At 65.0% G+C, this 18502-nt stretch carries 22 protein-coding genes and 1 pseudogene; 12 read left to right on the top strand and 11 right to left on the bottom strand.

The window, feature by feature from the left end:
- The first annotated feature begins 29 nt into the window (after positions 1 to 29).
- Entirely contained in the window at positions 30 to 1478 is a 1449-nt protein-coding gene (locus BN1959_RS12840) for a right-handed parallel beta-helix repeat-containing protein (protein ID WP_079978693.1), read from the top strand.
- Between the two features lie 47 nt (positions 1479 to 1525).
- Here BN1959_RS12840 and BN1959_RS14535 read toward each other — a convergent pair.
- Together BN1959_RS14535 and BN1959_RS12830 are read right to left on the bottom strand one after the other, a co-directional pair.
- Positions 1526 to 2208 (bottom strand): annotated as a pseudogene (locus BN1959_RS14535) (transposase); the annotation flags it as partial.
- Between the two features lie 242 nt (positions 2209 to 2450).
- Entirely contained in the window at positions 2451 to 2918 is a 468-nt protein-coding gene (locus tag BN1959_RS12830) for a hypothetical protein (protein WP_053949021.1), read from the bottom strand.
- Between the two features lie 108 nt (positions 2919 to 3026).
- Here BN1959_RS12830 and BN1959_RS12825 point away from each other — a divergent pair, with 108 nt between their 5' ends.
- Positions 3027 to 4091: a M42 family peptidase gene (locus tag BN1959_RS12825; protein WP_053949020.1), complete on the top strand. Its 1065-nt coding sequence runs from the start codon at positions 3027 to 3029 to the stop codon at positions 4089 to 4091.
- 212 nt (positions 4092 to 4303) lie between these two features.
- Here BN1959_RS12825 and crcB read toward each other — a convergent pair whose 3' ends face one another.
- A complete protein-coding gene (gene crcB / locus BN1959_RS12820) occupies positions 4304 to 4660 on the bottom strand; it encodes a fluoride efflux transporter CrcB (RefSeq protein WP_053949019.1) in 357 nt (118 codons plus the stop codon).
- Positions 4657 to 5055, bottom strand: a complete 399-nt coding sequence (locus tag BN1959_RS12815) for a fluoride efflux transporter FluC (RefSeq protein ID WP_053949018.1) — start codon at positions 5053 to 5055, stop codon at positions 4657 to 4659. Before BN1959_RS12815 ends, crcB begins: the two co-directional genes overlap by 4 nt.
- A 95-nt stretch (positions 5056 to 5150) precedes the next feature.
- Between BN1959_RS12815 and BN1959_RS12810 the strand changes: the two genes are divergently transcribed.
- Positions 5151 to 5630, top strand: a complete 480-nt coding sequence (locus tag BN1959_RS12810) for a 50S ribosomal protein L11 (RefSeq protein WP_053949017.1) — start codon at positions 5151 to 5153, stop codon at positions 5628 to 5630.
- Between the two features lie 49 nt (positions 5631 to 5679).
- On the opposite strand, the gene BN1959_RS12805 is transcribed toward BN1959_RS12810, so the two are convergent.
- Both BN1959_RS12805 and BN1959_RS12800 read right to left on the bottom strand, forming a co-directional pair.
- Positions 5680 to 6345 carry a DUF2238 domain-containing protein gene (locus tag BN1959_RS12805; RefSeq protein ID WP_053949016.1) on the bottom strand — a complete coding sequence of 222 codons (666 nt, stop codon included), beginning with the start codon at positions 6343 to 6345 and terminating at the stop codon, positions 5680 to 5682.
- The gene (locus BN1959_RS12800; protein ID WP_053949015.1) at positions 6342 to 6974 is read right to left on the bottom strand and encodes a hypothetical protein; all 633 of its coding nucleotides are present in this window, start codon (positions 6972 to 6974) and stop codon (positions 6342 to 6344) included. Before BN1959_RS12800 ends, BN1959_RS12805 begins: the two co-directional genes overlap by 4 nt.
- Positions 6975 to 7065: 91 nt before the next feature.
- Here BN1959_RS12800 and BN1959_RS12795 point away from each other — a divergent pair, with 91 nt between their 5' ends.
- The 4 genes from BN1959_RS12795 (at position 7066) to BN1959_RS12780 (ending at position 8132) form a co-directional block, all read left to right on the top strand.
- Positions 7066 to 7335, top strand: a complete 270-nt coding sequence (locus tag BN1959_RS12795; RefSeq protein ID WP_053949014.1) for a type II toxin-antitoxin system HicB family antitoxin — start codon at positions 7066 to 7068, stop codon at positions 7333 to 7335.
- A complete protein-coding gene (locus BN1959_RS12790) occupies positions 7335 to 7586 on the top strand; it encodes a type II toxin-antitoxin system HicA family toxin (RefSeq protein WP_053949013.1) in 252 nt (83 codons plus the stop codon). The genes BN1959_RS12795 and BN1959_RS12790 overlap by 1 nt, the downstream gene beginning before the upstream one ends.
- A 98-nt stretch (positions 7587 to 7684) precedes the next feature.
- The gene (locus tag BN1959_RS12785) at positions 7685 to 7864 is read left to right on the top strand and encodes an HVO_2753 family zinc finger protein (RefSeq protein ID WP_053949012.1); all 180 of its coding nucleotides are present in this window, start codon (positions 7685 to 7687) and stop codon (positions 7862 to 7864) included.
- Position 7865: 1 nt separating this feature from the next.
- A complete protein-coding gene (locus BN1959_RS12780) occupies positions 7866 to 8132 on the top strand; it encodes an elongation factor 1-beta (protein WP_053949011.1) in 267 nt (88 codons plus the stop codon).
- A gap of 162 nt (positions 8133 to 8294) precedes the next feature.
- Here the strand turns inward: BN1959_RS12780 and BN1959_RS12775 are convergent, their stop codons facing one another.
- Both BN1959_RS12775 and BN1959_RS12770 read right to left on the bottom strand, forming a co-directional pair.
- A complete protein-coding gene (locus BN1959_RS12775; RefSeq protein WP_053949010.1) occupies positions 8295 to 8576 on the bottom strand; it encodes a type II toxin-antitoxin system RelE family toxin in 282 nt (93 codons plus the stop codon).
- Positions 8569 to 8856 carry a ribbon-helix-helix domain-containing protein gene (locus BN1959_RS12770; protein WP_053949009.1) on the bottom strand — a complete coding sequence of 96 codons (288 nt, stop codon included), beginning with the start codon at positions 8854 to 8856 and terminating at the stop codon, positions 8569 to 8571. The genes BN1959_RS12775 and BN1959_RS12770 overlap by 8 nt, the downstream gene beginning before the upstream one ends.
- 163 nt (positions 8857 to 9019) lie before the next feature.
- On the opposite strand from BN1959_RS12770, the gene glmU reads away from it, so the two are divergent.
- The 3 genes from glmU (at position 9020) to BN1959_RS12755 (ending at position 12209) form a co-directional block, all read left to right on the top strand.
- Positions 9020 to 10219 carry a bifunctional sugar-1-phosphate nucleotidylyltransferase/acetyltransferase gene (gene glmU / locus BN1959_RS12765; RefSeq protein ID WP_053949008.1) on the top strand — a complete coding sequence of 400 codons (1200 nt, stop codon included), beginning with the start codon at positions 9020 to 9022 and terminating at the stop codon, positions 10217 to 10219.
- Positions 10220 to 10826: 607 nt separating this feature from the next.
- Positions 10827 to 11339 (top strand): type IV pilin, encoded by a 513-nt coding sequence (locus tag BN1959_RS12760; protein WP_053949401.1) that lies wholly within the window; start codon positions 10827 to 10829, stop codon positions 11337 to 11339.
- A 54-nt stretch (positions 11340 to 11393) separates the two neighbouring features.
- Positions 11394 to 12209, top strand: coding sequence for a hypothetical protein (locus BN1959_RS12755; RefSeq protein WP_053949007.1), 816 nt, complete (start codon positions 11394 to 11396; stop codon positions 12207 to 12209).
- Between the two features lie 223 nt (positions 12210 to 12432).
- On the opposite strand, the gene BN1959_RS14850 is transcribed toward BN1959_RS12755, so the two are convergent.
- From BN1959_RS14850 to BN1959_RS12740, 3 genes are all read right to left on the bottom strand, one after another.
- Positions 12433 to 12573: a hypothetical protein gene (locus BN1959_RS14850; protein WP_154018285.1), complete on the bottom strand. Its 141-nt coding sequence runs from the start codon at positions 12571 to 12573 to the stop codon at positions 12433 to 12435.
- A gap of 254 nt (positions 12574 to 12827) precedes the next feature.
- Positions 12828 to 13859, bottom strand: a complete 1032-nt coding sequence (locus BN1959_RS12750; protein WP_053949006.1) for an AAA family ATPase — start codon at positions 13857 to 13859, stop codon at positions 12828 to 12830.
- Positions 13860 to 14491: 632 nt separating this feature from the next.
- Positions 14492 to 15298, bottom strand: a complete 807-nt coding sequence (locus tag BN1959_RS12740; protein ID WP_053949005.1) for an undecaprenyl-diphosphate phosphatase — start codon at positions 15296 to 15298, stop codon at positions 14492 to 14494.
- 106 nt (positions 15299 to 15404) lie between these two features.
- Here BN1959_RS12740 and BN1959_RS12735 point away from each other — a divergent pair, with 106 nt between their 5' ends.
- Both BN1959_RS12735 and glmS read left to right on the top strand, forming a co-directional pair.
- Positions 15405 to 16595 (top strand): sugar phosphate nucleotidyltransferase, encoded by a 1191-nt coding sequence (locus BN1959_RS12735; RefSeq protein ID WP_053949004.1) that lies wholly within the window; start codon positions 15405 to 15407, stop codon positions 16593 to 16595.
- Complete coding sequence (glmS, locus tag BN1959_RS12730; RefSeq protein WP_053949003.1) at positions 16595 to 18394, top strand: glutamine--fructose-6-phosphate transaminase (isomerizing); 1800 nt, start codon at positions 16595 to 16597, stop codon at positions 18392 to 18394. Before BN1959_RS12735 ends, glmS begins: the two co-directional genes overlap by 1 nt.
- Positions 18395 to 18502: the final 108 nt, after the last annotated feature.

Here is an 18502-nt window from a genome sequence, read left to right as displayed (position 1 = left end):
ATACCGATATAGAGAGTGGATATCCGTAGATGAACCGACGTCAGCTGTTACAGCGAGCCACAATGATCGGGTCTATGGTGGTGACGTTCCAGGACGTCCTAGAGATTATCGCAGCGTATAATGCCGGGGATGCAACGCTCACCGAGGTTCTCGAAACGATCGATGCTTACAACACCCGAGGTGAAGATCTGACACCGGAGGAGCCAGTTCCCCACGGCGACGAGTTCGGCACGGTCATCGACGCTGTTCAAGCTGGTGCCGATCCAGAAGGTAACGAACCGATCAGCGGCATACTTGACCAGTATGCGGCCGACGACACTTTGCTATCGTTCCCAGCAGGAACCTACCTGCTCCCGCCGATGGAACTTACGGGGTACGACCACTTCGGTATCGCTGCAGCCCAAGACGAGCGGCCGACGTTCGTCGCGCCAGCGGGTAGCTGTGTCAATGATGATCCACACATTCAGTTTGCCATGGTCAGCGACTTCTTGCTCGAAGGGATTGATTTCGACTTCGAGCGGGAAGAGGCCGGCGGGGCGATAAACGTTATCGCCTCGGGCGACGCAACAGTTCGCGATGTCACCGCGAGGGGGAATTGCCGCGAGCAGATCACGATGTTCCGAATCGACATCCGGAGCCCGGAGGGGGTCGGTCTCGTAGAGAACTTCCGAGCCCAGAATATCGAGGACAGTGGCTGGATGACCGGTGCCTACGTTGGGGTGCGTCACTCTGGAGAGGTGACGTTCCAGAACTGTGAACTTAGCGAGTTTACCGATAACGGCCTCTATGGCTCCACACCGGGGGTGGACGACGGCGGCGGTGGGACCGTCCATACTGTCGGTAGCCACTTCGAGAACAACAACGTCTCCAATATCCGACTCGGGACTCCCGGCTCGTCAGCCCGAGACGACACGATCGTCGTTGAGTCCGCACCTGAAGCCCATTCGACAAATCTCCGGGGGATCAGATTTCGCCGCGGTGCCGATCAAGTCGTCGAGAACTGTGAAATCCGATTCGGACCGGCTGTCACCAACAGCTTCGGCGCCATCGTCTTCCATGCTGACAGCGGGAGTTCCCGAGTAGCTAATTCACAAATAACAATGGAAAGTGACGGGACCCCCGCCGTCAAGGCGTTCTACTACTCCGGGGAGGGCCTCGGCGGCCCGACGTTCGAAAACCTAACAGTCGACGGCAAAGCCGGCCGAGGGTACGCCATCCAAGTAAACGGTCGTGACGGTACCACCTTCCGGAATTGTACCATCGAGCAACCGGGCGAGCAGCGGGACGGTATCCGAGTAGCCTACTCCGAAGACTGTGAACTGGTTGACTCCCACATCGATGTCACCGGCTATCCACTCATTCTTCGGGATACGACGATGACCATCCGAAACACCACATTCGTGACACCCGACGGCGAGCGCCATATCGACGAGATGGAGGCCGAACCCGGCGACTTCAGGCCAGAAGCGTGGGTTTGACATCCTCCCACCCCTGAAGGGTAGGATTCTTCCGGTGGGGATGGTGGCTATGCCGTCCCCACGGAGGCAAGTTTCCCATCAGCGGTACTCCGGTTTGTGCGCTCCTCGTCGTGACGTGCCCTCTCGGGAGAGTGTGGTAGCTCCGACCAGTTGTGGTTGTGCTACGTGAGGCGCACGGGCCGTGCCATCGACCCGGCTTCCAGATTCGTGTCAACCTGCCGTTCGAGGAACGTCCGCGACGCACCAAGATCGGCGTGCCCTCGTAGCCACACGAACACCGGAACACGTGGCCGTTCCGGTCTGTACCGTTGCGCTCGCCACACACCGGGCACTCTACCGTCGTGTAGGCTTCTGACTCGATTTCGACCGTGATGCCGTACTCCTCGGCGGTCGTGGCGAGACGATCGATGAATGAGCGAAACGCCCAGAACTGGTGTGTTTTCTCGTTCACCGCTGCCGACCAATGGGCCGACAGCACATCGGTGAGATCGCCCACGTACACGGTGGCAACACCCTCGTCGTACAGTCGTTCCATCAAGTCGCGGACGAGCGCGTCCTGTGTGTGGTCGCGTCGGTGCGGCCGCTTACAGTACAGGCGTCGAATCCGGCGACTGCTGTACCGGTCTTCGCGGAGTTTGGATTGCAGGCGAGCGATTTCCTCGGCGGTTTCGCGGAAGTGGGCGAACAGATCGCGTCCTTCGTAGAGGTACTGCTGGCCGATCGTGGCGGTCCGTACTCATACCGAAAATAGCGGCGCCAGCGGAGTAAAAACGTCAGATCGGTGAATGACTGACTGAAGCTGCCTCTGACATAGCCACGTTCGGCCGGGGTCGAACGTCGCAAACTGTTCTTATGATTATCAGAGTAAAAATGTATCGCCCAGTGAATGATCATATGAAGGTCATCAAATGCAGTCTGACGGACCCCAATCGAAGCGAATAGCGACGCCGTGAGCGAGTAGGGTGGGGTAGTTTACTCCTCGACGACGATCTCCTCGCTCCCGCCCAGCAGCTTCTTCGCGCCGAGCGCGAACAGCACCAGCAACACGGCGGCGCCGGCGAGCAGTCGGAGCAGCCCGCTGCTCTCTTCCTCGTCTGGACTGGTGATCTCGATCGGCACCGAGTCCTCGTCGGCCTCGAGATCCTCGGTGGCCTCCTGTACCTCCTCCTCGACGTCGTCGAGCGCGTCCAGCCCCTCGGGGTCGATGTCGGAAAGCAGCTTCCGGACGGCGTAGGCGACCCCGGCGAGGACGCCCAGTCCCAGCAGCGGGCCGAGCACGCTCGGTCCGGAACCCTCGCTCGACTCCTCGACCGCGTCGGTCGTCGACTCGTCGATCGCGTCGTTCGAGGCCGTGCCGTCGTCGAGGTCGAGGCTGCGCGGGCCGAGTTGGAAGCCGTCGTGGAAGTGGAGTTCGAAAAGCGTGAACTGTTTGTCGGACATACAGTTCCGTTCGGTCGGGAGCGTGATACAGTTTTGGGCGCTGACCGAGAACCACCGTGCTTGGCCGGCATCGTCGGACTGATGGGCGCCCCGGCCGAGCAACCGCGCATGGACGACAGCCAGCGGGCGTTTCTCGACGAACTGCTTACCACGCCGAGCCCCTCCGGGTTCGAGACACGCGGTCAGCGAGTCTGGGTCGACTACGTCTCCCAGTTCGCCGACCGCGTCGAGACCGGCCCGTACGGCAACGCGGTCGCAGTCCACGAGGGCGATCCCGACGTCGACACTGAGTTCGCCGTGGGCGGCCACGCCGACGAGATCGGGTTCATCGTCCGGGACGTCCTCGACGACGGGTTCCTCCGGATCAGCCGCGTTGGCGGCTCGGACCGCACGGTCTCGAAGGGCCAGCACGTCACGGTCCACGCCGACGACGGGCCCGTCCAAGGCGTGATCGGGCAGACCGCGATCCACCTGCGACAGGGCGAGGAGGAGTACGAGGACATCAGCGAGCAGTTCGTCGACGTGGGCGCCGAGGACGAAGAAGACGCCGAGGATCTCGTATCGATCGGCGACCCGGTGACGTTCTCCTCCGAGGTCGAGGAGCTCGCGAACGGCCGCATCGCGGCCCGCGGGGTGGACAACCGCGCCGGGACGTGGGTCGCCGCCGAGGCGCTGCGTCGCGCGGCCGAGGCGGGCGCCGACGCGACCGTCTACGCCGTCTCGACGGTGCAGGAGGAGCTCGGCCTGAACGGCGCCCAGATGGTCGGGTTCGACGTGAACCCCGACGCCTACGTCGCCGTCGACGTGACCCACGCGACCGACAACCCCGACGTGGCCGGCAGCGCCCGCGGCCCGGTCGAGCTCAGCGAGGGGCCGGTCGTGGGCCGCGGCAGTGCGAACCACCCGAAGCTGGTCGAGTTGGCCCGGGAGTCGGGCGAGGACGACGACGTGGACTACCAACTCCAGGCCGCCGGGAGCCGGACGGGCACCGACGCCGACGGCGTGTTCACCCAACGTGGGGGCGTGCCGTCGCTGAACGTCGGGATCCCGAACCGGTACATGCATACGCCGGTCGAAGTGGTCGATACGGAGGATCTGGACGCGGTCGCGGAGCTGTGTGCCGGGATGGCCGAGCGGGCCGGCGAGCACGAGTCGTTCGACGTGGATATCTGATTCGCGCCTCCTGACCGATCTCTTTTCGGGCGACGTCGACGAATCGCGCCTTCGACCCGAACGAGGTCCTGCTCGACGGAACGTACGATCTGGTCGGTGCGGCCGTGCTGCTCGGGATGACGGCGGTCCTCCTCGTCGTCAGCCAAGTGATCTTCGTCCGCCGGGACATCTGACTCCCGGAAGCACCGACGAGTGCGTTCCGGCGATGGCACTCACCCGGCGACCGCCCAGGCGAACCCGAGCGCCACGCCCGCCAGCGCGAGCGTCCCGAGTGCGTAGCCGACCGCCAGCAGCCGATCGCCGTCCTCCCACGCCCGCACGGTCTCGACCGAGAACGACGAGAACGTCGTGAACGCGCCACAGGTCCCGGTGCCGAGCAGGAGCAGCGCGTCGTCGCCGGCGCCGGCGACGGTGAGCAGCCCCAGCGCGAACGTGCCGAGCGTGTTGACCGCGAGCGTCGACGCCGGGAACGGCGCGTCGGCGTCAGCGAGCGCCTCGCCGACGGCGTAGCGAAGTGAGGCGCCGAGAGCGCCGCCGAGGCCGACGAGGATGGGCGCGGGAGCGATCACGTCGACTCACCTCCGGCGCGGGCGTCGCCGCCAGCGTCGACGATCCGGCGGGCGAGCCACATCCCCAGCGCCGCTGCGGCGAACCCCAGCGCGTAGTTCGCGAGTACGTTCCCGACGAGCAGGGCGGGCGAACCCGCCAGCGCGGATTCGACGGCGAAGGTGGAGTAAGTCGTGAAGGAGGAGAGAAACCCCGTCGCGAGCGCGAGTCTGACTGTGCGGGAGAGTCGGCCCGCGGCGACGGTGGCGACGACGGCACCCAGCGCGAACGCGCCGAGGACGTTCGCCGCGAGCGTGCCGCCGAGGTCGGGGAGGGCGACGGCGAGCAGCCAGCGCGCGTTCGCGCCCGCGAACCCGCCGCCGGCGACGAGTGCGAGCGTTCGGGCGCGGGAGCGCATACGCTGCCTGCTGTACCCGGCAGGGCCAAACCGCTGTCGCTCCGGGCCGAGGCAGGAAAGAAACCGTTTTACGGTCCGCCGGGCACGTTTCGGGTATGGCTGGAACCATCGAAGTGCTCGTCGCGGGCGGCGAGGCCGACCCTGGCCCGCCGCTCGGCCCCGAGCTGGGTCCGACGCCCGTCGACGTGCAGGCGGTCGTACAGGAGATCAACGAGGAGACCGACGCGTTCGACGGGATGGAGGTCCCCGTCACTATCGAGTACGACGACGACGGCTCGTTCTCGATCGAGGTCGGCGTGCCGCCGACGGCGGAGCTCATCAAGGACGAGGCCGGCTTCGACACCGGCTCCGGCGAGCCCCAGGAGGATTTCGTCGCCGACCTGAGCGCCGATCAGCTCCGGAAGATCGCCGAGCAGAAGTCCTCTGACCTGCTCGCCTACGACACCAAGAACGCGGCCAAGGAGGTCGCCGGGACGTGTGTCTCGCTGGGCGTCACCATCGAGGGGCAGAACGCGCGAACGTTCAAGGAGCGCATCGACGCCGGCGACTACGACGAGCAGTTCGCCGAGGCCTGATTCGGCCACCTTCTCTCCGTTCTCTCCCCCGATAGCGCCGCTGCCGGCGCTACTCCGCCTCCCCGCGCCCGCCGAGGCGTTCGCTCACCGACTCCGTGAGCCCGGTGAGGTACGCCGTCCCCCAGAGGCCGACGACGATGCCACCCAGCGTGTCGAACAGCAGATCCTTCATCGTGTCCTCCAGCCCGTACTGGGTCAGCACCGACGGCGCGCCCGTCGCCTCGGCGGTCAGCGCGATCACGAACTCGATCACCTCCCAGAACACCCCGAACGCCATCGTGAACAGTAGCACGAACACGAACACGAACCGCGAGGGGAACGACACCGCCTCGGTGTGTTCGTCGAGCGCGCGGACGGTTACGTAGCCCGCGCCGGCGACGAGGCTGGCCGAGAACATGTGGGTCATGTGGTCCCACCACGGCACCGAGCTGTACGGGTGGGCCTCGGCGCCGGGGAGACCGACGGTTCCGAACCCGTGGAGGAACACCGCGAGCGTGATCCAGAGCACCAACGCCGGGTCGAGCTCGATGTCGTAATCCCGCTTCAGCAGCGCCGGGATGTACGTGACGACGAAGCCGACGCCGGCGTTGACCATCACGCCCGCGCTGCCCTCGTAGAAGCCGACGGCGATCATGCCGAACAGGCCGTACTGCATCGCCTGCGCGGCGACCCGCTGGTGGCGCTTGCTCAGCCCGAGCCGGTCGCGGAGCTTCACTGTAGCTCACCCCGGTTCTCGCCGTTGTTCGAGCGGCCGCTCCCGGCGCTCGACCGCCGCCGGAAGTAGTAGGCGAACAGCACCCCCGACAGCACGCCCGCCAGCGTCGCGGCGGTGAAATCCCACATCAGTGCCTCCTCGGCGTGGGGGCGGTCGAGAAAGCCGGTGGCGAGGTAGATGTCCGAGAGCCACTGTGCGACCGCCCAGATCCCCGCCGCCGCGGTGGTCGTGACGGCGACGAACACCACCGCGAACGTGTCGTTCATCCGGATCTGCGTGAACTGGTCCAGCAACACGGCGACGATCAACGCGACCGCGGCGACGGCGACGAACGTCATCACCCGTCCGGTGAGCGTCACCTCGCCGATCGAGCGCCCGGCAACGAACACCCGGCCGGCCATCGGCAGCGCCGCGAGCCCGAGCAGCTCCCACGGCAGCATCGCCCGCCAGTCCCGGGCGGCGGCCGCCGGCACCACCCCGAGCGCGACTACCACGAACACGAACCCGGCCCAGACGATCGCGCCCGTGATCAGTTCGATCGTCGCCGCGAGCAGGAGGAACCCGAGGACCGCCCACGCCAGCAGCGCGTTCCGCCGCTCCCCCTCGAGCAGCCCCAGTCCTCTGTCCATAGAGAGGAGTCCGGTGGCTCGGGCAAAACGTTTCGGACGCGGCGGGGTCGACACAACCCTTATTCACAGAGTCGTGCTATGATTACCCAGTATGGCCAGTTCGACGAGAGACAACCAAGACCACCCGGGCGAAATACGGCTGTGGCGCGAAGAGGACTGGTGGATCGCCACGGACGTCGAAACTGGTGTGACGACACAGGGCGAGTCACGAACGAGCGCGCTAGAGAATCTGGACGATGCGGTCGCGCTCCACGAAGGGGAAGCTGGTCGGGAGCCGACCGTCGAGGAGCTTCAGGAACTGGGTATCGACCCGGCCAAGAACACGACTGGTGACGAGGAACCGTCGGACGTACTTGATTGATGTCGAGGCGGACGTTTTCGGGAATGGAGGTCGTGAAGGTTTTAGTCAAGGCGGGTGGGTTCGAGTGGCGACGGACAACTGGTGATCACGCACAGCTGTACTACGAGCATCCAACCAACCAGGATGACCGCCGACACGTGACCGTTCCGCTACACGACGAACTACGAACAGGGACACTCCGGAGTATCGCTAAGAGTGCTGGTGCGGACGAGTTCGACGCGTTCTGTGAGTGGATCGACCGGAACGCATAGTTCGCTCCGTTAGTGGTGTCGATATTTTTCGTTGTCGAACTCTCCCGCGTCGGCCGGGGAAGGTAACCGTTAAACGTCGCCCGCCCGCTTTTCGGGACATGAGCGAAGCAGAAACGACTGGGGAGCGATCCTGCGTCTCCTGTGGCATCTCCGTCACGGGGACGAACGCGGCCCGGTTCAAGTGCCCCGACTGTGGCACCGTCATCTTCCGATGCGCGAAGTGCCGGAAGCAGAGCAACCTCTACGAGTGCCCGGACTGCGGGTTCAGGGGGCCGTAAGATGGGTGACGTCGCCGCCAAGATCAAGGTGATGCCGGAGAACCCCGAGATCGAACTCGACGATCTCGAGGACCGGCTCGAGGACGCACTGCCGGAGGGCGCGGAGATCCGCGGCTTCCAGCGTGACGACGTGGCCTTTGGCCTGACCGCGCTACTCCCGACGGTCGTCGTCCCCGACGACGCGGGCGGCACCGAGGCCGTCGAGGAGGCGTTCCGCGATGTCGAGGGCGTCGAGAGCATCAACGTCGAGTCTGTCGGCCGCCTCTAAGGCTACCGACGTTTCTCCGCCGTTCACTCGTTCCGTAGCGACAGCGCTGCTGGTCTCTCTCCCTAGCTCGCCTGCCGCTGCCCTACTCAGTCGGCCCTGTTGAAACCCATTTCCAGACACAACTGCCGGCTGAACAGCCGGCAGGTCGCTTGCGGGAATCGGTTAGTCGTCGTCGCTGCGATACGCGTCGCCACCGCGCTTTCGGATCCGTAACACGTAGAGGATCTGTTCGGTTCGGTCGGTACGACATCCGAGTCGGAACGGGCCTATTCGGAGCTTTTGATGCGGCGTCCCTTGCAGTGGTTCGAGATGCTCAGGCGGGTCTCGCCATTCGTCGGTCACGATCTCGTCGAGCTTGCTGGCGATCCGATCGCGCGCGTGGTCGTCCAGCCCGTCAAAATCACGCCGTGCAGTGTCCGTGAGTTCCCAGTCCCACTCACTCATCACTGTCGCGTGCTGTCTCCTCGAGACCGTAGGCGGCCTTCACGTCGTCGCTACTGTGGGTTCGCCCTTCACGGATCTCTGCTTCGCTGGTGAGCATCGCCTTCAGGTCCGCACGGGTGAATTTGGGATGCTTGAGCGCGTCCCGAAGCACGAACCGGATGAATTCGCTCCGGCTGTTGAACCCCTGTTCCTCCCACGTCGTATCGACGTCCTCGAGGAACGTCTCTGTCATCCGGATGTTCACCGTCGTTTTGTCAGGGGGAGACTCCGTTTCTGCCATACGTTGTGTTGAAATTGTGTATGAATAAGGATTACGGGGACAGTACTTCTGCCGGGCAGGCTCACCACAAGGTTCGCTGCTGGGGGTGTAACAGAGCCATCCAGTTCTATATTCCTGCCACTCGAACGGAACGCCAAAGTTGCCGGTCGGCGTTCCCCCGGCCATGACTATCGCCGTCGTCGTCGCCGCCGGTCAGGGAACGCGGATGCGCCCGCTCACCGAGACGCGCCCGAAACCGCTGCTCCCGGTCGCGGGCCAGTCGCTGCTCGAACACGTGCTCGACGCCTGTGCCGACGCGGTCGAACGCTACGTCGTCGTCGTCGGCTACGAGGGCGATCAGGTCCGCGACCGCATCGGCGAGGAGTACGCCGGCAGTCCGGTGGCGTACGTCACGCAGGACGAACAGCTCGGGACGGCCCACGCCGTCGAACAGGCCAGCAAGTACGTCGACGAGCGCTTCCTCGTGCTCAACGGCGACGTGGTGATCGACCCCGAACTCGTCACCGAACTCGCGGAGACGGCGGGGAGCGCGATGGCGGTCAAGCCCGTCGACGACCCGCGGAACTACGGCGTCGTCTCGCTCGACGGCACTCGGGTGACGAACGTCGTCGAGAAGCCTGCCGATCCGCCGACCGACCTTGCGAACCTCGGCATCTACGCGTTCGAGCCCGACGCGTTCGCGCATATCGAGGCGACCGAACTGAGTGAGCGCGGGGAGTACGAGATCACCGAGTCGCTGCAGCGCTACATCGACGCCGGCGGCGCCGTGACCGCCGTCGAGTACGACGGCCCGTGGCTGGACGTGGGGCGGCCGTGGGAGCTGCTCGAAGCGAACGAACACCTGCTCGACGGGCTGGAGCGCGATCTCCGTGGAACGGTCGAACCCCGTGCGACGCTCGACGGGCCGGTCGTCGTCGAGGAGGGTGCTCGCGTCCGCAACGGCGCGTACATCGAGGGACCGGTCGTCGTGCAGGCGGGCGCGGACGTGGGACCGAACGCGTACGTCCGCGGGGCGAGCGTGATCGGCCCTGACGTTCGCGTGGGGAACGCCGTCGAGGTGAAGAACTCCATCCTGATGGCCGACACCGCCTGTGGGCACCTCTCCTACGTCGGCGACTCGGTGCTCGGCGCCGACGTGAACTTCGGCGCGGGGACCACTGTCGCGAACCTCCGGCACGACGACGAGCACGTCCGGGTTCGAGTGAAAGGCGAGTCGATCGACACGGGACGGCGGAAGTTCGGCGTCGTCGTCGGCGACGGGGCGAAGACGGGGATCGATACGAGTCTCAACGCAGGTGTGAAGCTGGGGGCTGGAACGCGGACGAAACCGAACGAGACGGTGACGCGGGATCGGTTGGAGTAGCGGTATCGCCGAATTTCGTGTGCCAATTGGGTGAATAAGCGACTCCCACGGCGAGAATACGTCGGTTCTGTTTCTCGATCGCGTGCGAGCAACTACTGTCGGGCACGTCGTCGGCGTACTCGTCGAGCGCGAGTAGTCGGGACATACCCTGTGTTCGCGGATGAGGGTTCGGAAGACTTCGGCGTCCGACTTACACTCATCACCGAACTCCCGCTCTAGGTACTTGACTTGGGACTCGGTGATGTCCGCTCGCTTTTCGACCACAGTTTCACCACCATTACCGGCAGGAGTACGGCAGATGTGTGTTAAGTCTCGGCGACGCCGGGCTGTTGGAAGGTATCTCGTTTGATAGTTGTCCCGATGATGTTATATCGGGCAGGCACATCCGTTCTATTGGTCCCTGTACGGGGCCTTACCTACAACCCGGCAGTCCGGGGAATACCCCCGGCACTGTCTTTGGTAATTTGTCACATCGGGCAGTATTTTCGCTCGTGATAATTAAGCCATGCCCCTTATGTACTCCCACAAAGTAGGGAGAGTATACGCGGTGGTCGTGGGCTCGTCGATGTGCGGTATTATGCCCCTACTGCCGGGTTGCAAGGTCAATATGAAAGCGAAAATCAAAGCGATGTTAGAAGAGAAGCGTGGTGTCTCACCTGTCATAGGTGTTATCCTCATGGTTGCCATCACAGTGATTCTGGCAGCTGTGATCGGGACGTTCGTCCTGGGGCTGGGCGACAGTCTGAATCAGGCGCCGCAGAGCAGTGTGGGCGTCAGTGATTCGAGTACAGACTTCAGTGCTGGAACTGGCGCCACCGACGCGTTCGTCTTTTCTCACCAGCAAGGCGACGCGCTCGTTATGGGTGATCTGAGATTCGTTGTACGAAACGCTGACGGATCCAACGCAAAAAGTATCACAGGGACTAGTGGCGATCTGAGCCTGAATGGTGACGGCTCCGCACCTGCTGCGGATGATGAGTTCGGTGTGGGTGACACAATCACAATGCAGGATGACAAGAGTGTATCTGGCAGCCTGTCGTCTGGAACCACCTACACAGTTCAGGTGATCCACGTGCCGTCCGAAACGACGATTGTGTCGCAGGACGTCACGCTGCAGTAATACGGCACACCCACGCCGTTTTTCTTTATACACAAAACCCATACAGCCACAGCTATGCCCCCGCTCATCACTCCAAAAGCCCTCGCCCGGACGTACAACCACCCGAGCAAAGACCCGTGGACGGCCGTCGAACTCTACCGCGAAGCTGCCACGAAACCCGACGACTGGGGCGCCCAGCGCGTCGCGAGTGCGATCAATAGCGACCAATCGAACGACTTCGAGGGCATCTCCCGGAGCGAAGTCCGGGCGTGGGTGGACGACGACAGCAAGCCAGACGCCGCCCGTGCCGTCGACGTGGCACGCGAGCTTGGCTGGGATGCCGACGGCTGGACTGACACGACCGAGGCGCTCGCCGAGCTCGTGATCGGGGTCTACGCGTTCGGATCGATCGTCACCGAGAATTACGTGCCGTCATGGAGTCCCGACGATCCAGACAGTCAAGGCGCGATTGAGGATGCGCTGACGTGGGCGGGGGTCGGCTATCAGCACGTCGAGCGGGACGGCGACGCGCAAGCCGACGAGATCCGCCCGGGGCAGCAGAGCACAAAGCTCGGTCGCGTACTGGTCGTCGCCGGGGCGCCGATGGGTGACAAAAACGCCGACTCAGTGCATGGACTGCCGGACTGGGTTGCCGACGCGCCGATGGTGCTGAAGCTGAATCTCGCCGTGATACTTGTCCGTGGACGAGGCACAGAGTACGAGGGGAAAGGGACGCGAACGATCCAGACGGATCGCGGGCCGCAGTACTTCCGCGACGTGGCGCGGTTGATCGAGGACGTGACCGGAGAAACGGCGACCGCGAGCGAGCACGGCGTGACGATCTCGGCCGCTGCAGTTCGAGAGCTTGGGTTGCTTAGACCGACGCACTAAGCTAGTGGCTTAGACTACCACGCTAAGCAATCCGTCGCTCGCGGCAGGGCGCTGCGACTGCTTCAATCCGGAGTAGAAGCCTAGTAGCTGCCAATCTACACAAGCGGGGTGGAAACCCGTTAGTAGTGAGTAGATTTTTATCTCCGCTCATCCTACGATCAAACGCACGGCTCAGCCACCGCCACAACCACCGTGCACCCACACGAAAAATAGGGCGTCGAGCTTAGAACTCGACGCGGTCGAGAGCCGACGCGACTAGGTCGTGGACGATCGCGGCTGCGACGAGCGTGAACCCCGAAGGCCGGCCAGCCATCAGCAGGGTCACGCCGCCCGCCGCGATCGCCTTTTGGACTGACTTATCCATCAGTCGCTACCTTCTCAGGCAGCATTTGTTTGTGTTCCGTGGACCCGCATTAACCGCTTGGTTCCCGGGGTGTTTGGAGTAGTGCAACCGGGGTTACACTCTCGCAGATCCACGGCTCTAGACGTTCATTGCTTGATACTGCCCGGTTTCAGGCAGCATGTGGGGGTTGTGGAGCAGCATGTATAACCCTGACCGAACCCCGGTGAAAGTAAAGCCAGCCTCGCCGGCGTATTCGAGCCGATATCGAACTCTCGCTAAGCTAGTGGCTTAGACCAACACACTAAGCAACCCGCGCTTCCCGACGCGGCGCCGCGAGCGTCTCGTCGACGGCGATCCAGCCCTCGCCGGTCGGCTCGATCAGGTCGTTCTCGTCCAGTTTCTGCCGGTACTTCAGCGTCGTCGTCCGTGAGTGCGACCCCCAAGCTGTTGGTAGTGCTCGTGAATCTCGACCGGCTGCAGCGGCCCGTGCTCCCGGACCGCCCGATAGACGAGATGATGCTCACGGCCCAGGGACTCCAACTGCTGCTGTCGGATGCGCTCGTTCGCGCGTTGGAAACAGTCGTCGACGTCTTCGGACTCGACGGTTGTGTGGCCGCGCTCGATGCCGAGGTCGACCGCCGAGCGCAGGTCTTGGACGCCGAACCGCGCCGACCCTCGGCTTCGGCGATGATGCGTTCGAGCTGGGCGTCGTCGACGACGCCGCGTTTGAGCGCCACCTCACGACGCGCAGCGAGAATATCGAACAGCGCGGTCGCGTCGTAGGGGTCGAACTCCACGAGCTCCGCGAAGCGTAGTCGGTCGGCGTGATCGGGCACCTGGCCCAACGCGTTCGCTCGCTTGTGGCCGATCAGGATCAGCGAGAGCCACTCGGCGTCGGCGAGATTCGCGAGCAGTTCGGGGTCCTCCAGCGCGCCGATCCCGTCGAGGATCACCACAAACGGCTGCTCGCCGGCGGCGATCCACTCGGTGAGTTCGTTCGTGCTCGCGTTCGGGCGCGCGATCGACGTTGGGTGTTTGTCAGCGATCTTCTGGAGCGCCCCCCACCGCGTGTACGACGTGCAGGGGAGGTACATCCAGTCGACGCCCCACTCGCGAGCCTCTTTGAGGAGGAACTGCGCCGTCGACGTTTTGCCGACGCCGCTGGGGCCGATCTCCCACACCGAGCCAGCCGGCTCGCCCTCGGTCGCCGGTTCGAGCACGTCGCTGATCCGCTGGAGTTTCGGCTCCCGCCCCGGCATGGCGTTCGGGAGATAGTTCTCTTTCAGTTTGTCCGGGTCGATATTCATGGTTGTGTGGTGAATGGAGGGTGGATGAAGAACCGCTGCCGGCCCATACCGTCGCCGACGAACTCGGTGCATTGGAACCGATGGTCGCAAACCGTATCGCCTAACTGGAAGCGAGAGAGGTGCTCGCGAGCGGTGACAACGGCGGTGAACCCATTGGTGGGCCAAGCTCTCTCGCGAATTTGACCCCGATCTCGCCGCCGAACTGGCGACAGAATCGGCGGGAAGACCCACATGCAGGAAGAAATCCGCGAGTGGACGAAGTGAGCTACCTGTTCCGGTCGATCCACGAGCAAAACTCGTCGTAGTCCTCGATGTCGGCCCGTTGGACGATGTTGCGAAGCGTGCCGAAACTGATCTCGCCGTGCAGTGGGCCAGGCACGGAACGGCGTCGCTCTCGTGGTCGGCTAGTGGTCCCCAGTTTAGGACCCCGTGGTCGCTGTTGGTGCGCACCCAGTTTCAGATTCCGATGTTTACCATCATCTTCACGATCCCATATCGATGGAGTCACGCAGCGCCGTCCTCGAAAAACTCCGAATCTTCGATTGAGGCGTTTCATTGTCAGGAGACTACACCCCCAACTCGGCGATCTGGAAGCGTCGCTGGACTGCGTTCCTCCCGCTCTGCCTCTCGCTTTACACCACCAGCACGCCGCCGGCGATCGCGAGCACACCCAGCCCCACACAGACGCTCCAGAACGGGAGCTCGTCGACGATCCGCATCAGCGCGCCGATGGAGGCGTACCCCACGACGGCTGCCGCGCCGAGTGCGACCCCCGCGGCGACCAGCGACGTGTTCAGCCCCGTGTCGAGGTAGCCGAGCAGGCCCCCGCCGACGGAGGCCGGGATCGCGAGCAGGAACGAGAGCCGGAACGCCCGCGCCCCCTCGTGACCGCGGAGGAGCAGCGTCCCGGTCGTCATCCCGGAACGGGAGACGCCGGGGAGGATGGCGACGCCCTGTGCGACGCCGACGAGCACCGCGTCGAGGGGGGTCGGCGTCCGTGGATCCCCGACGAGATTCTGCGAGAGGTACTGGAACGCGCCGGTGAGCACCAGGAGGACGCCGACGAGCGCGACGAACAGCCCGCCGCCGAGCTCCGAGACGGCGTCGACGAGCGTCACGTAGGCCGCGATGCCGACGACGCCCGAGACGAGCGTCCCGATCCCGAGGAACGTGACCGTCGCGTACTCCCCCTCGGTGGCGTTGGTCGGCCGCCACGTCGGCAGCAGCGTGAGCACCGCCCAGATATCCTCCCGGTAGTATACCGTCGCGGCGAGGGCGGTCCCGAGGTGGAGAAACAGCGCGAATGCGACGCCCGCCTCCGGCGAGCGCCCGAGTGCGGAGAGGACGATCGTGATGTTGCCCTCGCTGGAGATCGGCAGCCACTCGAAGATGCCCTGCAGGATACCGACGACAAGGGCGACGACGAGGTCCCGAGCCATACAGCACGGCGGGACGGGGAGGCGTATGATCGTTCCGTTCTGTGCCAACCCCGAAACTGCGGGCATCGAAACAGTCACCTATCGCGCCCCGAGAGATAGGTCCATCATGGATGCTGTCGTTCTCGCGGCCGGGGAGGGCGAACGGCTGGCGCCGCTGACCGAGTCACGGCCCAAGCCGATGCTCCCCGCCGCGAACCGTCCGATCCTCTCGTACGTCTTCGATACGCTCGTCGACGCCGGCGTTGACTCGATCGCCGTCGTGATCGGCTACGAGCGCGACCACATTCGCGATCACTTCGGGAACACGTACCGGGATACGCCGCTCGAGTACGTCGTGCAGGAGAAGCAGTTGGGGAGCGGGCACGCACTGCTGCAGGCCCGCGACGCGGTCGATGGCCCGTTTCTCGTCCTCAATGGCGACCAGATCGTCGATCCGGGAATGGTCACCGACGTGCGGGACGCCTACGACCCCGCCCAGGAGGTCGGCGCGCTAGGCGTCATCGAACAGGCGGCTGTCGTCCGCTACAGCACCGTCTCGATCGCCGACGATGTCGTGACGACGGTCTCCGAGACCCCGGACGCCGACTCCGGCCTGGTAAACGCGGGCGTCTACGCGTTCGACGGGCGGATCTTCGACGCCATCGACGCGACGCCGCGGACCGACGGCGAACTCTCGCTGCCCGTGACGCTGGAACGAGTCGTCACCGACGACGCTGATGGGCGGCTGCGTGCGGTACGGACCGACGGCCTGTGGCTCGACGCGACGTACGCGTGGGACCTGCTCGCCGTCGCCGAACACCTCCTCGACGTCGAGTGGATCGAGGGTGTGACCGAGGACGAGGGCGTCTGGGTCGCCGACTCCGCGCAGGTGCACGACTCGGCCGTGCTTCGGGCACCGGTCGTCGTCGCCCCCGACGCGGTGGTCGGGCCGAACGCGGTGGTCGGGCCTGCAACGTCGCTCGGCCGGAACGCGACCGTCGGCGCGAACGCGACCATCTCCCGCTCGGTCCTCGACGTCGACACCCGCGTCGGGCCGAACTGCTCGCTGCACGAGGTCGTCACCGGCCGCGCGGTCGACATCGGCGCGGGGACCGTCGCACCGAGCGGTGCCGCGGACATCCCCGTCGCCGGGCAGGTCGTGGAGGGCCAGTCAGTCGGCGCGGTGCTCGCCGACCGCGTGACGGCTGCGGGCGACAACAGCTTCGCCCCGGGCGCGATCGTCGGCACCGACGCCTCGCTCGGCGTCGGCACGCACGTTGTCGGTCGCGTGTCCCGCGGCGCGGAGGTGGTGCGCTGATGTGCGGGATCATCGGCGCCGTCGGTCGCGGGGACGCGACGCTCGACACGCTGCTGGCCGGGCTCTCGAACCTCGAGTACCGCGGCTACGACTCCGCGGGCGTCGCCGTCTCGGGCGGGGAGCTGTCGGTCGCGAAGCGGTCGGGCGAGCTCGAGGCGCTCGAAACGGCGCTCGAAGGCGAATCGCTCCCCGGTACCGTCGGGATCGGGCACACGCGCTGGTCGACCCACGGGGCGCCGACCGACGAGAACGCTCACCCGCACACGGACTGCACGGACACTGTCGCCGTCGTCCACAACGGAATCATCGAGAACTACCAGTCGATCAAAGCGGAGCTCACTGCGTCGGGGCATACGTTCAGAAGTGAGACGGACACGGAGGTCGTCCCGCACCTGATCGAGACCTACCGCGCCGATGGAGCGTCCTTCGAGACGGCGTTCCGGCAGGCCGTGAGTCGGCTCGAAGGGAGCTACGCCATCGCGGCCGTGATCGAGGGGTCGGACACTGTCTACGCGGCGCGCAACGACTCGCCGCTAGTGCTCGGTGTCGCCGACGACGCGACGTACCTCGGCAGCGACGTCCCGGCGTTTCTGGAGTTCACGGATCGCGTGGTCTACCTCGAGGACGGCGAGGTGGCCGAACTCTCCCCCGACGGCTGGAGCGTGACGACGCTCGACGGCGAGCCCGTCGAGAAGGACGTCCGGACGGTCGACTGGGAGTCCGAGGAGACGGGCAAGAGCGGCTACGACCACTACATGCTCAAGGAGATCCACGAGCAGCCGCGGGCGCTCCGGCAGTGTCTGCAGGAGCGCGTCGACGAACTCTCCGGAACCGTGGATCTCGGTGACGATATCGCGACGGCAGTTCGGAGCGCCGAGTCGATCCAGCTCGTCGCCTGCGGGACCTCCTACCACGCGGCGCTGTACGCCGCGGAGCTGTTCCGCTCACAGGGCGTGCCCGCACAGGCGTTCATCGCCAGCGAGTACGTCACCTCGGCGCCGCCACACGACGAGGACACGCTCGTCGTCGGCATCACCCAGAGCGGGGAGACCGCTGACACGCTGAGCGCGCTCCGGGATGCTCAGCGCCGCGGCGTGGACACGCTCGCGGTGACGAACGTGGTCGGGAGTACCGCAGCGCGGGAGTGTGACGGCGTGCTGTACATTCGGTCGGGCCCCGAGATCGGCGTCGCTGCCACCAAGACGTTCTCCGCGCAGGTCGTCGCCGCGAACATGGTCGCGGCGGTGATGGGCAACGGCGGCACGAGCCACGAGTTCGTGAGCGCGCTGCGGGATCTGCCCGGGCAGGTGCAGACGGTGCTCGACGAGACCAACGCCGAGGCAGTGGCCGAGCGGTTCGTCGACTCGGACGCGTACTTCTTCATCGGCCGCGGCTACGACTACCCGGTCGCGATGGAGGGCGCGCTGAAGATGAAGGAGATCAGCTACAAGCACGCCGAGGGGTTCCCGGCCGGCGAGCTCAAACACGGGCCGCTGGCGCTGGTGACCGGGAACACGCCGGTCTTTGCTGTGGTGACCGGCGAGACGGGCTCGGAGAAGACCGTCGGGAACGTGAAGGAGGTCGAGGCGCGGAACGCGCCCGTGGTTGCAGTGACTGATGGACGGACTGACGTCGAGCGGTACGCGGACGAGGTGCTGGAGGTTCCGGAGACGGATCCGCGACTGGCGCCCGTGCTGGCGAACGTGCAACTGCAACTGGTCAGCTACCACGTCGCGAAGAAACTGGGTCGCAACATCGACAAACCGCGGAACCTCGCGAAGAGCGTGACGGTAGAGTAGTCGGGAGTTCCTGTCGGCGTCACTCGGAGCGGTTTCGACGCTCACGAAGCCGATCCATCGCTTCCTCGGTCTCGGCTTCCGATCAGCTTCGGAGATGGACACCCGCCA

Origin of the sequence: Halolamina sediminis (assembly GCF_001282785.1) — an archaeon.
In the GTDB taxonomy this organism is placed as follows: domain Archaea; phylum Halobacteriota; class Halobacteria; order Halobacteriales; family Haloferacaceae; genus Halolamina; species Halolamina sediminis.
The sequence above is the reverse complement of the archived record's forward strand: the minus strand, read 5'-3'. Positions and strand labels throughout refer to the sequence as shown.